General features: G+C 68.0%; 13 protein-coding genes and 1 riboswitch. Of the genes, 7 read left to right on the top strand and 6 right to left on the bottom strand.

Features of this window, described 5'->3' with window-relative positions; all coding sequences use genetic code 11:
- Positions 1 to 10 precede the first annotated feature (10 nt).
- A complete protein-coding gene (locus ACFOOL_RS03285; RefSeq protein WP_380094828.1) occupies positions 11 to 1936 on the top strand; it encodes a hypothetical protein in 1926 nt (641 codons plus the stop codon).
- 15 nt (positions 1937 to 1951) lie between these two features.
- Here the strand turns inward: ACFOOL_RS03285 and ACFOOL_RS03290 are convergent, their stop codons facing one another.
- The 3 genes from ACFOOL_RS03290 to thiB form a co-directional block, all read right to left on the bottom strand.
- On the bottom strand, positions 1952 to 2587 hold the full coding sequence (locus ACFOOL_RS03290; RefSeq protein WP_380094830.1) for an ATP-binding cassette domain-containing protein: 636 nt from the start codon (positions 2585 to 2587) through the stop codon (positions 1952 to 1954).
- Positions 2571 to 4163 (bottom strand): hypothetical protein, encoded by a 1593-nt coding sequence (locus ACFOOL_RS03295; RefSeq protein ID WP_380094833.1) that lies wholly within the window; start codon positions 4161 to 4163, stop codon positions 2571 to 2573. The genes ACFOOL_RS03290 and ACFOOL_RS03295 overlap by 17 nt, the downstream gene beginning before the upstream one ends.
- Before the next feature lie 252 nt (positions 4164 to 4415).
- Positions 4416 to 5420 carry a thiamine ABC transporter substrate binding subunit gene (thiB, locus tag ACFOOL_RS03300; protein ID WP_380094835.1) on the bottom strand — a complete coding sequence of 335 codons (1005 nt, stop codon included), beginning with the start codon at positions 5418 to 5420 and terminating at the stop codon, positions 4416 to 4418.
- Positions 5421 to 5487: 67 nt separating this feature from the next.
- A riboswitch (TPP riboswitch) is annotated at positions 5488 to 5588 on the bottom strand.
- Positions 5589 to 5615: 27 nt separating this feature from the next.
- Here thiB and ACFOOL_RS03305 point away from each other — a divergent pair.
- Entirely contained in the window at positions 5616 to 6314 is a 699-nt protein-coding gene (locus tag ACFOOL_RS03305; protein ID WP_380094837.1) for a thiamine diphosphokinase, read from the top strand.
- Between the two features lie 333 nt (positions 6315 to 6647).
- On the opposite strand, the gene ACFOOL_RS03310 is transcribed toward ACFOOL_RS03305, so the two are convergent.
- A complete protein-coding gene (locus ACFOOL_RS03310; protein WP_380094839.1) occupies positions 6648 to 8465 on the bottom strand; it encodes an ABC transporter ATP-binding protein in 1818 nt (605 codons plus the stop codon).
- 223 nt (positions 8466 to 8688) lie between these two features.
- Between ACFOOL_RS03310 and rpmE the strand changes: the two genes are divergently transcribed.
- A complete protein-coding gene (gene rpmE / locus ACFOOL_RS03315) occupies positions 8689 to 8910 on the top strand; it encodes a 50S ribosomal protein L31 (RefSeq protein ID WP_380094841.1) in 222 nt (73 codons plus the stop codon).
- A 55-nt stretch (positions 8911 to 8965) separates the two neighbouring features.
- Here the strand turns inward: rpmE and rcdA are convergent, their stop codons facing one another.
- Together rcdA and ACFOOL_RS03325 are read right to left on the bottom strand one after the other, a co-directional pair.
- Positions 8966 to 9493, bottom strand: a complete 528-nt coding sequence (gene rcdA / locus ACFOOL_RS03320) for a protease adaptor protein RcdA (protein ID WP_380094843.1) — start codon at positions 9491 to 9493, stop codon at positions 8966 to 8968.
- 296 nt (positions 9494 to 9789) lie between these two features.
- Entirely contained in the window at positions 9790 to 9972 is a 183-nt protein-coding gene (locus ACFOOL_RS03325) for a DUF1192 domain-containing protein (RefSeq protein ID WP_380094845.1), read from the bottom strand.
- An 82-nt stretch (positions 9973 to 10054) separates the two neighbouring features.
- Between ACFOOL_RS03325 and ACFOOL_RS03330 the strand changes: the two genes are divergently transcribed.
- The 4 genes from ACFOOL_RS03330 to ACFOOL_RS03345 all read left to right on the top strand — a co-directional run bounded on the left by ACFOOL_RS03330 (position 10055) and on the right by ACFOOL_RS03345 (position 14935).
- A complete protein-coding gene (locus tag ACFOOL_RS03330; protein ID WP_380094846.1) occupies positions 10055 to 11077 on the top strand; it encodes an NAD(P)H-quinone oxidoreductase in 1023 nt (340 codons plus the stop codon).
- Positions 11078 to 11192: 115 nt separating this feature from the next.
- On the top strand, positions 11193 to 11924 hold the full coding sequence (locus ACFOOL_RS03335) for a DUF1013 domain-containing protein (RefSeq protein WP_380094848.1): 732 nt from the start codon (positions 11193 to 11195) through the stop codon (positions 11922 to 11924).
- Between the two features lie 380 nt (positions 11925 to 12304).
- Complete coding sequence (locus ACFOOL_RS03340; protein WP_380094850.1) at positions 12305 to 13063, top strand: sulfite exporter TauE/SafE family protein; 759 nt, start codon at positions 12305 to 12307, stop codon at positions 13061 to 13063.
- 72 nt (positions 13064 to 13135) lie between these two features.
- Positions 13136 to 14935: a M3 family oligoendopeptidase gene (locus ACFOOL_RS03345; protein ID WP_380094851.1), complete on the top strand. Its 1800-nt coding sequence runs from the start codon at positions 13136 to 13138 to the stop codon at positions 14933 to 14935.
- Positions 14936 to 14937 lie beyond the last annotated feature (2 nt).

The raw sequence follows: 14937 nt of genomic DNA on the forward strand, positions 1-14937 counted from the left end.
CAACTAGCCCATGGCGGATTACAAGGAGCTGTTGCGTCGGGCGATCTCGGCGCTGCCGGAGAACAACGGGGCCGCGCGGCGCGCGGTCTATGAGAAGGCGCGCTCGGCCCTTGTGGGGCAGTTGCGCGCCATCCAGCCTCCGCTGCCGGCGCGCGATATCACCCAGCACCGGCTGCAGCTCGAGGACTGCATCCGCCAGGTCGAGCAGGAAGCGAGCGAGGCGGTCATCAGCCTCGGCCGCGACGGTCCGCTGGCGCCCCGCCCCACCGCGCCCGCCGTCACGCCCCGCCCCGAACCGGCGCCTGCTCAACCGGCGCCGGCCCCGGAGCCGGAGCCTCCGCCGGCAGCTCCGGAGCCCGCCGAGCCCGCCGTGGCAGAGGCGCCCGAAGCAGAAGACGGCCCCGCCGAGGAAAGGGCGGAAGCCTCCACCACCTCGATCGAGGACATCATCGCCGAGGCGGCCGCCACCAGCGGCGTCAGCGTATCGGCCGACGAAGGCACCGGCAGGGACCCCTCGCCCGACCCCGCCCTGCCCGAGGCCGGGCAGCCAGCGCCGGAAAGCGCGCCGCCCGCCCGGCCCTCCTTCTTCACGCCACGCCCGCCGACGACAGCCGCCAATGCCGACACCGCCCGGGGCGTGTCCCAGACCGCCCCTCCCCCGCGCATCGAGCCCAGCCTGGGCGGCGCCGCGCTGGCGCGCCGGCCGGCGGCCGAGCCCGAGGCGGACGCGGCGATCGAGCCGGTCGAGGCCGCCCTTTCCAGCATCCGCGAAGTGGACCTGGAGGAAGACGACACCCGCGAGGCGGAAGGCGCCATCGAGCGCGCCATCGAGACCCTGGACCGCGAGGCCCGGGGCGAGCCCACGGCGACCCTGCCCGAGCGCGAGGCCGCCCCGCCCCTCGATGGCGAGGAAGCCGGCGACGACGCCGGCTTTGCGCCGGCCGGCGCCCAGCCGCGCCCCGGAGCGGGTCTCACCATCTTCCTCATCGTCTTCGCGCTGCTGCTCGCCGGGGTCGGCGGCGCCGGCCTCTGGGCCTGGCGCGAGGGCTATGTCGATCTCGACCAGATGTTCGGCCGCACCACCGCCGTCACCGAGACCGCCACCGTTTCCGAGCAGCCAACGCTGCCCACCATGGATTCCTCGCCCACCGATCCGGCGCTGAACGAGGAGGGCGCGGCCCGGCCCGGCAACACCGCCGCCACCACCACGACCGAGCCGACCAGCGCCCTCGAAGGGGTGGAGGACCGGCTCGATCCGACCCCGGAGCCGGTCACGCCCACCGGCAATGAATCCGTCCTGCCCTCGATCGGCAATGGAGAGATCAAGACCGAGGAACGCCTTTCGGGCGAGGAAACCAGCATTTCCTCCGCCAACGATCCGGCCGCCAGCGTCGATCCGGCCGTCCTGGCCGGCAACCAGTCGCTGTTGCTCGAAGCCTCCAGCGACGGCCAGAGCGGCGCCGTGCCGTTCTCGGGCACGGTGGACTGGACCGAGGGCGTCGACGAGATCGGCATGCCCACCCTCGTGGCCGAGGCCAGCATCCCGGCGCGCAATCTGGGCGTCTCCATCGTCATCCGCAAGAATTCCGACCCGGTGCTGCCGGCCAGCCATCTGATGGAAATCAGCTTCGAGGTCCCCGACACCTTCATCGGCGGCTCGATCGCCACCCTTGCCGGCGTGCTGCTCAAGGACGAGGAACTGGTGCCGGGCACGGCATTGGCCGGCGCCGCCGCCCGCGTCGTGGGCAATTCCTTCCTCTTCGCCCTCAGCGCCTCGCCCAATGACGCCGCCAACAATTCCAGCCTGCTGGAAAGCCGCCGCTGGCTGGATCTGGCCGTGGTCTACGGCACCGGCCGCAACGCCATCCTGACGCTGGAAAAGGACGACGAGGCGCAGGTCCTGTTCGACAAGGTGCTGACCGCCTGGGCCGATTGAGGGTCGCGGCGCGCCTCAGACGCGCTCCAGGCGGCCCTCGACGATCCGATAATGCCGGTTCGCCAGCGCCGCGATGTCGTCGGCATGGTGGCTGACCAGAATGGTGTGCCAGCCGTGGCGGCGGGTCAGCTCGCCCACCAGTTCGCGCGTGGTCTTGCGGGTCTCGTCGTCCAGCGCCGAGAACGGCTCGTCGAGCAGCAGCACCGGCCGGTCGCGCAGCAGGGTGCGCGCCAGGGCGACGCGCTGCTTCTGCCCGCCCGACAGGGTGGACGCCGATTGCGGCCCCAACCCGGCGAGCCCGACCTCGGCCAGCGCTTCCTCCACCCTTGCCCGCCCCGCCGCGCGCCCGGTGCCGCGCGGCAGGCCGAGCGCGGCGTTTTCCGCCGCCGAAAGATGCTCGAACAGATTGTCCGCCTGCAACAGCAGCGACACCGGGCGGGTTTCGGGCGGCAGCGGCAGAAGATCGACGCCGTCGAGCGTGAGCGAGCCGCCGCGGGGCCGGATGAAGCCGGCCAGAAGATCGAGCAGGGTCGACTTTCCCGACCCGCTGGCGCCCGAAATTGCCGTTATTTCTCCAGGACTTGCCTCGAGCGTGAAGCGATATGGCGCCTGCCCCTCATAGGCGAAGACCAGATCATCGGCGCGGAGCATGGGCGATCCTTTCGATGAGGCGCGGCAGGCCGACAAAGGCGGCGATGGTGCCGATGAGCAGGAGGGCGGCGATGGCCGCCGCGTCATTGTTGCGATAGGAGCCCAGCGCCCGGTACATCATCAGCGGCAGGGTCTGGAAGTCCTGCGTCCCGAACAGGGCGATGACGCCCAGATCCCCGAGGGAGAAGCAGAAAGCCAGCGCCAGCATGAGCCCGATATCGCGCCCCAGCAGCTTGTATTCGATCTGGACGAATTGCACGGCTCCCGACAGGCCCAGCGAGCGGATGAGCTTGCCGCGGGTGCGGGCGATGGCCTCGAGCGGCGGCCCCAGCGTTGCCATCGCGAAGGGCAACGCCAACAGACTGTTGGCAATGACGACTACAAAGGGTGCCGCCAGGTTCGCCTTCACCCCGAGATTGCGCACCAATAGGAAAAAGCCCAGCGACAGCACCACCGCCGGCACGGCGAGATAGGCATAGGCGGGAACGGTGAGCCCCAACCGCAGGGCCGGGTGGCCCGCCGCGCCGCGCCCGAGGGCGAGCACCAGGGCCAGGGCCAGGGTCAGCATGGCGGAGGCGGTGCCGATGACGAGGCTGGTGGCGGTGGCGCGCCAGAAGCTCTCCTGCCCCAATACCCGCACGAGGCCGCCTGCCAGCCCGTCATGGAGAACCGAGAGCAGCGGCAGCGCGAAGCCGAGCGTCGCCAGCGCCAGCACCAGCACCTGCACCCCCCGCGCCAGGGGCCCGTCCTGCCAGTGGGGCTGGGCAGAGCGGCCCAGCGCCGAGGGCACCGGGGTGAAGGCGGAGGCCATGACGATGACCACGGCACAGACCCCGATCTGGGTCAGCGCCAGCCGTACCGCCCCGACCAGATCGAAATCGAGCCGCACGGCGGTGTAGATCGCCACTTCCAGCGTCTGGTTGGCCGGGCCGCCCCCGAGCAGCAGCACGATGGGAAAGCTGGTGAAGGCGAGAAGGAAGATGATGGCGCCCAGCCCCGGCAGGCTGCCGCGCATGGCGGGCCAGTCGATGAGGCGGAAGCGCTGCGAGGCGGACAGCGCCAGCGATTGCCCCACCTTGAGCCGGCTGGCCGGAACCGCATCCAGCCGCGCCAGCAGGATGCGAGCGGCAAAGGCGCCGTCGAGAATGACATGGGCGAGCAGGATGCCCTGAAGGCCGAAGGCCGGGCTGTCGAAGGTGACGCCGAACAGCGCATTGCCGATCTGGTTGATCCAGCCATTGCGCCCCCAGATGGACAGGAGGCCGAAGGCCACGACCATGCCGGGGGTGACGATGGCGGCGGCGAACAGGCCCACCACCAGATCGCGCCCGAAAAAACGCAGGCGATTGAGCGCCCAGGCCACCGCCATGCCCACCGCCAGCGACAGCACGGTGGTCAGTCCCGCCTGGATGGAGGTCATGCGCAGCAGATGCGGAATGTCGACGCGCGAGGTCCCGCCCGCATCGGTGGCCGCCGCCAGAATGGCCCAGAGCACGCTGGCGATGAGCGCCGCGATGACGAGGGCCAGCAGGCCTGCCCCGGCAATGCGCAGGGGACGGCGGGGAAGGGTCAGCATGGATGCACCGCCGCAATAGAAGCTGTTGCGTTCCCCTCCCCCTTGTGGGGAGGGGTTAGGGGTGGGGGCCGTGCCGTCGATTTTCTAGATGAATTGATTGGACTCCCCGGCAATCCCGAACGCCCACCCTCGATCCCTCCCCACAAGGGGGAGGGAGGCGAAGGGGCCGGAACATCGCGCCGATGGACCACCGGGACGAGCCCGGTGGTGACGATGCTCCCGGGATCGCGGGCCGCCATCGCCTCGGCCCCGCTACTGCACCGCCGTCAGCATTTCATCGATCCATTCGGAGGAATGGGCGATGATGTCCGCTTCGGGCAGCGTCAGGGTTTTTTGCGGCTGCGGCAGGCCGGCAAAGGATGGGTCGAGCTCGGCGCCCAGATCCACCACGGGGAACATCCAGTTGGTGGTGGGAATCGCCTTCTGCCCCTCGGGCGAAGTGAGATAGGCGAGGAACTGCCGCGCCAATTCCTGCTGGCCGGAGGATTTGAGGATGCCCGCCACCTCGATCTGGGCGAAATGACCTTCCTCGAACAGCGCCGCCTTTATGGTGTGATCACCCTCATCATAGATGTGGTAGGCCGGCGAGGTGGTGTAGGAGAGCACCATATCGGCCTCGCCATCGAGGAACAGCGCATAGCTCTCGCTCCATTCACGGGTGATGGTGAGGATATGCGGCTTGAGGCCGGCCCAGATTTCGGGCGCTCTTTCGCCATAGGCGGCCTTGATCCACAGCAGCAGCCCGAGCCCGGGCGTGGCCGAGCGCGGGTCCTGAATGGCGATCTTGACCGTATCGGGCAGCGCGATCAGCTCTTCGAAGGACGCGGGCGGCACCGGCATGGTGTCGGTATCGTGCATGAAGGCGAAATGCGAATAGTCGAAGGGCACGAACTGCGCATCCGCCCAGGCCCCGGGCAGGGAGAGGCCGGACAGCTCGAGCCCGTGATCGGCAAACAGGCCCGTGGCCCGCGCCTCGCCGGCAATGGCGGTGTCGAGCCCCAGCACGATATCGGCCTCGGTGCTGTCGCCTTCGAGCTGGACGCGACGCAGCGTGCCGATGGAGCTGTCGGCGCCGACGAAATTGACGGTGCAGCCGCAAACCGCCTCGAAGCCTTCCTTGAGCGGCACGCCCGGCCCCCATTCGGAAGCGAAGCCGTCATAGGTGTAGATGGTGAGGATCGGCGCATCCTGCGCAGTGGCCGGGACGCAAAGCCCGGCAACGAGGACCGCAAGCGCCAGAGAGGAGGACTTGACCATATCGGTCTCCCTTCGGTGGTGTGCGGCCATGGGTGAAGGGATGTGTCAATGGCGGGGCGCGAGAAAGCGCCCTTGCCATCTCGTACTTCCTCCGCCAGCATGACCTGGTTCAGGTTCAATGGGTAACTCTCAGCTCCGGCGGCAACCGGAACACCCCAGCGAGACGATGCGGACCATATTGAGAGACGACCCGAAGTGCAATCCCCCCTCCCTCCTCCGACCGGCGACAGGGCGCCGCTGGTCTTTTCCCGTCCCCTTGCCATTGTCGGTGGCGGCACGGCCGACCCGGCCCTGCTGCGCGAGCTGGCGGCGCGCGGCGTGGCGCTGGTCGGGGCCGATGGCGGCGCGGACAGCATCGCCGCCGCCGGGCTGATGCCCGAGGCGATCATCGGCGATCTCGATTCCCTCGCCGACCCCGACGCCTGGGCGGGCCGCACCCGCATCCTGCATCTGGACGAGCAGATCACCACCGATTTCCAGAAGGCGCTCTATTCGACCCGGGCGCCGGTGACCCTGGCGCTGGGCATGACCGGCAGGCGGCTCGACCATACCCTCGCGGCGCTCAGCGCCGTGCGGCAGGTGGCGCACGAGCGCCGCGTGATGCTGGTGGACGAGGTCGACCTGGCGCTGGCGATATCGGGCCCCTTCGCCTTCGAGGCCGCGCCGGGCGAGCGCGTTTCGATCCACCCCCTCGCCCCGATCCGCTTCCGGCGCTCGCTGGGCCTGCGCTACCCGCTCGACGCCCTGCTGCTGGAGCCGGCCGGGCGCCTGGGCACCTCCAATGAAGGAACGGGCGGCACGGTGGAGATCGTGCCCGAGGACGCGACGCCCTGGCTGCTGATCCTCGACCGGCGGCGGCTCTGGGATTTGATGGCGGTGTTTCGGACGGGATGAGGGGGAATCGGATCGCGGAAGGCGGGCGGCGCCGAGATAGCTTGCGCCATGCGAGCACTCACCATTGCTGCCCTCGGCCTTGATCCGAGGGCCGGTCGTCGCGGGCGCGGGATAGCGGCTTAGAGGCTTTCATGTTTTGACGGAATCGGCGACCAGCGCTCCCTCCCCCTTGAGGGGAGGGTTGGGGAGGGGGTGGGTTTGGTGGAGCACCGAAGGACCCCCACCCCCGACCCCTCCCCTCAAGGGGGAGGGGAGCAAGAAGGCGCTGATCCGCTTGACAGTGAAAGGCTCTAATGGCGGGTTCGGTGCGGGGTGGGAACGGCCGGGACCGCCCTACACCGCCTCGGCCAGGCGGAATTGCAGTTTGGCCAGTTCGGCGTAGCGGCCGCCCTTGGCGACGAGTTGGTCGTGGGTGCCCTGGTCGATGATGCGGCCGCCCTCGAGCACCAGGATGGTGTCGGCGTCGCGGATGGTGGCGAGGCGGTGGGCGATGACGAGCGTGGTGCGGCCGGCCATGAGATGTTCGAGCGCCCGCTGCACCAGACGCTCGCTCTGGGCGTCGAGCGCGCTGGTCGCCTCGTCGAGCAGCAGGATCGGCGCATTCTTGAGTATGGCGCGGGCAATGGCGAGGCGCTGCTTCTGGCCGCCCGAAAGCATGACGCCGCGCTCGCCCACCAGCGTTTCGTAGCCATCGGGCAGGTCGGCGACGAAATCGTCGACCAGCGCCGCCCTGGCGGCGGCGATCACCTCGTCCATGCCGGCGCCGGGTTTGCCGAAACGGATATTCTCGGCGATCGTGCCCGAGAAGATGATCGGCTCCTGCTCGACATAGGCGAAGCGCCGCCGCAATTCGTCCAGCCGCACGTCGCGGATATCGATGCCGTCGACCCGGATCGTGCCCGAGGTCACGTCGTAGAGCCGTTGCAGCAGCGACAGCGTGGTGGACTTGCCCGAGCCCGAGGGGCCGACCAGCGCCACCGTCTGCCCCTTGCCCACGGTGAAATCGAGCGCGGACAGCACCGGCTCGGCCCCGGCGCCGCCATAGGCGAAGCCGACATTCTCGAAGGCGACCGTGCCCAGAGGCGGCTCGGGCAGGGGGACGGGACGGGACGGATCGGCGATCCCGGCCCTGGTGTCGAGGATTTCGGTCAGCCGTTCGGTGGCGCCGGACACGGTCTGCAGCGTACCCAGCACTTCCGAGATATTGGTGAGCGCGCCCGAGGCCATGAGCGCATAGACGAGGAACTGCGCCAATTGGCCGGCCGTCACCGAGCCGTCGAACACGGCGCGGGCACCCCACCAGACCAGGCCCACCAGCGCCGCCGTGCCCAGGAAGATGACCATGCCCACCAGCACGGCCCGCGCGCCCAGCCGGCGCACCTCGGCGCGATAGCTGGCTTCGCTGCGCGTCTCGTAATGGGCGGCCTGCTCGCCTTCCTGGGTGAAGGCCTTGACCGTGCGGTTGGCGCCCAGCATCTCGGTGGCCATGGCCGACAGATCGGCCAGCGCGTCCTGGGTGCGGCGCGACATGCCGCGCAGGCGCCGCGCATAGATGAAGACGGGAATGAGGATGGCCGGCAGGGCGATGACCACGGCCAGGGTCAGCACCGGGCTGGTGAGGATCATCATCACCAGCGCCCCGGCAATGGTGACGAGGGAGCGCAGGGCCAGCGAGAAGCTGGAGCCCACCGCACCCCTGATGACGGTCACGTCGCCATTCAGGCGGCTGGTGAGCTCGCCCACCCGATGGGTGTCGAAATAGCGGGTCTCCAGCGTCAGCAGATGGCTGAACACGGCCTGGCGAAGATCGGCGACGACCCGCTCGCCGATGACGGAGATGAAATAGAAGCGGGCGCCGCTGGCCACCGCCATGATGGCGGAAATGCCGATGATCAGCCAGCCATAGCGGCCGACATTTTCGAGGTTCTGCGCCAGGAACCCCTCGTCGATGGCCCCGCCCATCACGGCGGGAATGGCCAGCGAGGACGTGGCCGAGACCAGAAGGAACAAGACGGTCAGCGCCAGCCGCACCGGATAGCGCAGCAGGAAGGGCAGCAGCCGGCGCAGCGGCTGGAGCCGGCGCGGCGCCTGCTCGATATCGGTGACGATTTCCTCGGGTTCCGCCTGTGCCGCAACGGCTTGATCTGTCATGGCTTGAACGCGCCGTTTCTGTTAGCGAGCCGGACGGCGCCCGGCGGTCGCTCCCATATAAGGGGTGGGCAGGGACCCCGCAACCGCGGCGGGGGCGACAAAATCGCTCGTGCCCAGGCTTTGTGCACCCTTGCGAAACCGGCGCCCGTGCTGTAGGAAGCCCGCCAATATCAGCTTGATGCTCTCCGGGCGCCGCGGCGCCCGTTTGATTTGAGGCGACGCCATGAAGACCGACATCCACCCCGCATACCACACCATCAACGTGGTCATGACCGACGGCACCACCTACCAGACCCGCTCGACCTGGGGCAAGGAAGGCGACACGCTGCAGCTCGACATCGACCCCAAGACCCATCCGGCCTGGACCGGCACCCAGGGCCAGTTGATGGACCGCGGCGGCCGCGTCTCGCGCTTCAAGGAGCGCTTCAAGGGCCTGGGCATCTAAAGATTTTCCAGTTCGAATACGAAAAACCCGGCCGATGCCGGGTTTTTTTATCGGCCTATTCGGCGCGCATGAAGGCGGCCTTGAGCCGGGCCAACTGATCGGCGACGCCATTGCCCGGCCCGCCATCGGCACCGGCCTCGGGCAGTTCGCCCCGCTCCAGCGCATCGAGCTGCACCACCCGATCGAACAGCCGGTCACCCTTGGCGATGAAGTCGCGCAGCCGTGAGGGCAATTGCTCATAGCCCGGCCCGCCGCGCCGCGAGGGGGTGGCGGAGAACTGCACCTTCTCCTTTTCGGAGCGGGCATTCTCGCGGCTGATCTCGCCCTCATTGACCGCCCGTTGCAGCAGCAGCCAGGAGGCGAGCTGCATCAGCCGGGTGGTCAGGCGCATGGATTCAGTGGCGTAAAGAAAGCCGGCCTCGCGCGGCAGCACGCGGCTTTCCAGCCGCCCCTCGGCATCGAGATAGGCCGCGACCGCCTCGATCAGCGCCATGCCTTCGCGATAGAGCGCGTCGAACCCGCCCGACGCCACGATGCGCGGACCGATTGCGATCGCCTGGCTGGTTTCGCCCGTTTCGGCCAAGAGCAATCCTCCAATGCCGCCATGCTAGGGGCATGGCCGGTCTTCGTCACCCGGAGGTTGCAACTATTGTTAAAATTTGGGTGGGGATGTGGCGCCGGGCCCGAAAAGAAAAAAAGAGCCGCGGATACGGCTCTCGAAGTTAACAGGGAGGCGTCAAACAGAGGGAGAAACCACTCTGAAAAATCCAGAACAAATCTGAATAATGAGAGATTACCGCGCAAAGCTTAATCCGGGCTTAACAGGAGTCGATTTTTTAACCCTGTGACCGGATTCCATGAAAAGGACTGCCTCGCCGGCTAGATCTTGAACGCCGCCTCGGCCGCCTTGCGCGAATCGCCCCGCGCCGCGATGGCGCCGCGCAGCCGCACGATTTCCTCTTCGAGAAGGGCGATGCGCGCCTCCAGTTCCTCCACCGAAAGCCCGTCGAGCACCGCTCCGACCTCGTGGTGCGTGGGTTTTACGCGTTCTTCCTCGTCCATGCCGCAGCTCCGTCGTTTCGTCCGCCGGCGAGTTTAGCGCGACGGCCTTGCCGGGCAAGCCGGGCTGCGCCACCATGATGCCATGACCCTGCCAACCGACATGCTCGCCATCGCCATCGCCGCCCCCGGCGGCCCCGAAATGCTCCAGCCGCAGCGCCTGCCCCTGCCCCATTGCGGCCCCGGCGAGGTGCTGGTCCGGGTGGCGGCGGCCGGCGTCAACGGCCCGGACCTGGCGCAAAGGCGCGGCCATTACGCGCCCCCGCCGGGCGCCTCGCCGCTGCCGGGGCTGGAAGTGGTGGGCGAGGTGGCGGCCATCGGCGCCGATGTCGGCGGCTTTGCCCCGGGCGAGGCGGTGATGGCGCTGACCAATGGCGGCGGCTATGCCGAATATGTGGCGGTGCCCGCCGGACAGGTGCTGCCCGTGCCGCAAGGCTGGAGTTTTCCCCAAGCCGCCGCCCTGCCCGAAACCTGGTTCACCCTCACCCAGACGCTGGTGATGCGCGCCGGGCTCGCGCCGGGCATGAGCGTGCTGGTGCATGGCGGGGCCGGCGGCATTGGCGGGGCGGCGATCCAGATCTGCTCCATCATCGGCGCCCGCGCCATCGCCGTGGTCTCCGATCCGGCCAAGGCCGAATACTGCGCCGCGCTGGGCGCCATCGCCAGCATCGACCGCACGCGCGAGGATATCGCGGAGCGGGTCATGGTGCTGACCGACGGGCACGGCGCCGACCGGGTGGTGGACGTGGTGGGCGGGGCCATGGCGGCGGTCAATATCGCGGCCTCGGCCCGGGCCGGCCATATCGTGCAGATTTCGACGCTCGAAGGCGGCACCGCCAGCGTGAACCTGCGCCAGATGATGGCCAAGGACCTGACGCTCTCCGGCTCGACGCTGCGCCCCCAGCCCGCCGCCACCAAGGCCGCCATCGCCCGGCGCATCCACGCCGACTTCCTGCCCGCGCTGGCCGCGCCCGGCTTTCCCCGCCCCGCCATCACCCGCTTCGCCCTGGATGAGGCCGCCGCCGCCCATGCCTTCATGGAGTCGCGCCGCCATCGCGGAAAACTGATCCTACAAACGGCATTCGGCGGCGCGAAAGACCCCAGTTAATCATTGCGAATTGGCCGCAATTTCCTTATATTGAGGCCCAGTTCCCCCTCAGCATTGGCCAAGAGGCGGAGCGGACCGGAGGAAAACCGGCCGCGCCAGCAGGAGTATTTTAACCATGTCCCAGTCCCTTCTGATGCCCAAGGCGACCGCCGTGTGGCTCGTGGACAACACGGCCTTGTCCTTCGAGCAGATCGCCGCCTTCTGCACGCTGCATCCGCTCGAGGTGCAGGGCATCGCCGATGGCGACGTGGCCGGCGGCATCATGGGCGTCAATCCGGTCCAGAACGGGCAATTGAGCCGCGAGGAGATCGAGAAGGCCGAGGCCGACCCGAACTACCGCATGAAGCTCAGCGAGCCCAAGGTGCGCGTGGCCGTCGCCAAGCGCAAGGGCCCCCGCTATACCCCGATCTCGCGCCGCAACGAGCGCCCCAACGCCATCAAATGGCTGGTGCGCAACCACCCCGAACTCAAGGACGCGCAGATCATGCGGCTGGTGGGCACCACCAAGTCGACCATCGATTCGGTGCGCGACAACACCCACTGGAACTCGGCCAACCTCACGCCGATGGACCCGGTCACGCTGGGCCTGTGCAGCCAGATCGACCTCGACCTCGAGGTCAAGCGCGCCTCCAAGGACGCCCCCGCCCCCGCCGAATTCAACGAGGGCACGACCCTGCTCACCGCCGAGGAGGCGCTGGCCCGCGCCGGCGGCCGCAGCCACGCCGATACCGAAGCCGGCTTCGAGCCGGAAGGCACCGGGCGGCCCCATGCGGCGGACGACGAGCCGGACGCCGAATCGGTGTTCGCCAGCCTCAAATCGCTCAAGCCGGACCACGCCGACGAATAGGCGGGCCGGCAAGGCCATCCGGAAATCCCCGCTGCGGCGGGGATTTTTTGTTTCGGCGGCTCGCCCCGCCGGGGGCACCGCGCAAGTGAGGCTCTCCGTCCTCCCAGCTACCCAACAGGGATTCCCGCATTCGCGGGAATGACACAGTGGAAACCGGGAGCTCCATGCCTCCGCTCCCATCGCCATTGCCGGAACAAGTCCGGTGGTGACGATGGGGGGGCGGCGGCGGCCGGTCGTGGGCAGCCGATGGAGGAGGCGGCGGCGCCCGGTCGCGGGCAGCGGCAAGGGGGCGCTCCTTCCGGCAGGGCGCTCGGAGTTGACAAAATCCCGGGGGCGGGATCGGTTGGGGCACTTTCGCCCTCCCCGGATTCGCTTTCCTCATGTTCGATCCTGTTTTCGTCACGGTCGCCGTGGCCGCGGTGCTGATCGTGGGCCTGTCCAAGGCCGGCCTGCTGGGCGGGCTGGGCGTGGTGGGGGTGCCGCTGCTCGCCCTCGTCATGTCGCCCCGCGATGCCGCCGGCATGATGCTGCCGGTGCTGCTGTGCATGGATGCGGTGGCCATCTGGATGTATCGCAAGGAGTGCGACTGGAGCCTGCTCAGGATCATGCTGCCCGGGGCGGCCATCGGCACGCTGATCGGCTGGGCCTTCTGGGCCGTGGTCAGCGACGCGGTGGTGCTGCTGATGGTGGGCGTGGTGACCCTGCTCTTCGTGCTCGACGCCATCCTGCCGCTGCGCAAGAAGCTCGAGGGCCTGCCGCCCTCCAGGCCCTGGGGCGGCTTCTGGGGAGCGGTGGCCGGGTTCACCAGCTTCATCTCCCATACGGGCGGCCCGCCCTTCCAGATCTATGTGCTGCCGCGGCGGCTCTCGCCGGTCCTTTATGCCGGCACCAGCGCCTTCTTCTTCGCCATCGTCAACGCCTCCAAGCTCGTGCCCTATTATTTCCTCGGCCAGCTCAACGTGCACAATCTCACCTTGTCGGCGGCGCTGGCGCCGGTGGGCGTGGTGGGCGTGTTCATCGGCGTTTTCCTCGTGCGCCGCATCTCGGCCGAACTCTTCTACCGCATCGCCTATTGGCTGGTGTTCCTGCTGGCGCTCAAGCTGGTCTGGGACGGCGTCAACGGCATCCTGGCCGGCTGAGCGCGCTTCACAGCGCCGCCCTGTCTCGGTTAAGGTCCCCACCCGTCGGGAACCATACGGAGTCGAATATCCATGAGCGCTGCGCCAAAGGGCCATAACCAGTTCGGGAACCTGCCGGTTTGGGACCTTGACGATCTCTATCCCGGGCGGGACAGCCGGCAATTCAAGGCAGCGCTGGAGGAAGCCCGCGAGCGGGCGGCAAAGTTCGAGGCCGACTACAAGGGCAGGCTGGCCGAGCTGACCCGGGCCGGAAGGCTGATCGAGGCCATTCGCGACAGCGAGGCGCTGGGCGACCTGACCGGCCGCATCGGCTCCTTCGCCTTCCTGCAATATGCCCAGAAGGCGACCGATCCGGACCGCGCCAAATTCATGGGCGACACCAATGAGGCGCTGACGGCGCTATCGACCCGGGTGCTGTTCTTCGAGCTCGAACTCAACCGCATCGCCGACGAGGAACTGGAAGCCGCGCTCGCCGCCGATCCGGAACTGGGGCGCTACCGCACCTGGTTCGCCGATCTGCGCAAGGCCAGGCCCTACCAGCTCGACGACAAGCTGGAAGAACTGTTCCACGACAAGTCGGTGACGGCGTTCTCGGCCTGGAACCGGCTTTTCGACGAGACCCTGTCGAGCCTGGAATTCGAGGTGGACGGGGAAAAGCTCAACCTCGAAGCCACGCTGCACCTGCTGTCGGAAAAGGACGAAGCCCGGCGCGAAGCCGCCTTCCACGCCCTTTCCCGCACGCTCAAGGCCAATGAGCGGCTGTTCACCCACATCACCAACGTGCTGGCCAAGGACAAGGAAATCGCCGACCGCTGGCGCGGCTTCGAGGACATCGCCGACAGCCGCCACATGGCCAATTCGGTCGAGCGCGAGGTGGTCGACGCGCTCCAAAGCGCCGTCGAGGCGGCCTATCCGCGCCTCAGCCACCGCTACTATAAAATGAAGGCGAAATGGTTCGGCAAGGACAAGCTCAACGCCTGGGACCGCAACGCCCCGCTGCCCACCAGCGACGAGCGCATCTGGGACTGGGACAGCGCCGTCTCGACCGTGCTCGAAGCCTATGGAAAATTCTCGCCGGAGCTGGCGGAGGTGGCAAAGCCCTTCTTCAATTCCGGCTGGATCGACGCCCCCACCGGCAATGGCAAGCTCTCGGGCGCCTTCGCCCATCCCACCGTTCCCAGCGCCCATCCCTATCTGATGCTCAACTATATGGGCCGCACCCGGGACATCATGACGCTCGCCCATGAACTGGGCCACGGGGTGCACCAGCGCCTCGCCGCCGCGCAGGGGCCGATCCTGGCCAATACGCCGCTGACCCTGGCCGAAACCGCCTCGGTCTTCGGGGAGATGCTGACCTTCCGGGCGCTGTTGGAAAAGACCACCGAGCCGGCGCAGCGCTTCGCGCTCCTCGCCTCCAAGGTCGAGGACATGCTCAACACCGTGGTGCGGCAAATCGCCTTCTACAGCTTCGAGCGGCGAGTGCACACGGCGCGCCGCCAGGGCGAGCTGCGCAGCGAGGAAATCAACGCCATCTGGTTGGAGATACAGGCAGAGTCGCTGGGCGAAGGCATAACCGCCAATGACGGCTACGAGGTTTTCTGGGCCTATGTCCCACACTTCATCCATTCGCCCTTCTATGTCTATGCCTATGCTTTCGGCGACTGTCTTGTGAACTCCCTCTATGCACAGTATGAGAAGGCCAGCGAAGGCTTTGCGGAGCGCTATTTCGAGCTTCTCAAGGCAGGGGGCAGCAAGCATCACACCGAACTCCTCGCTCCCTTCGGGCTGAATGCGAAGGATCCCCAATTCTGGTCGCTTGGCCTGTCGATGATCGAGCGGCTGATCGACGAGCTGGAAACCACCTCGCCCTAAGC

Origin of the sequence: Devosia honganensis (assembly GCF_042648785.1) — a bacterium.
GTDB lineage: Bacteria > Pseudomonadota > Alphaproteobacteria > Rhizobiales > Devosiaceae > Devosia > Devosia honganensis.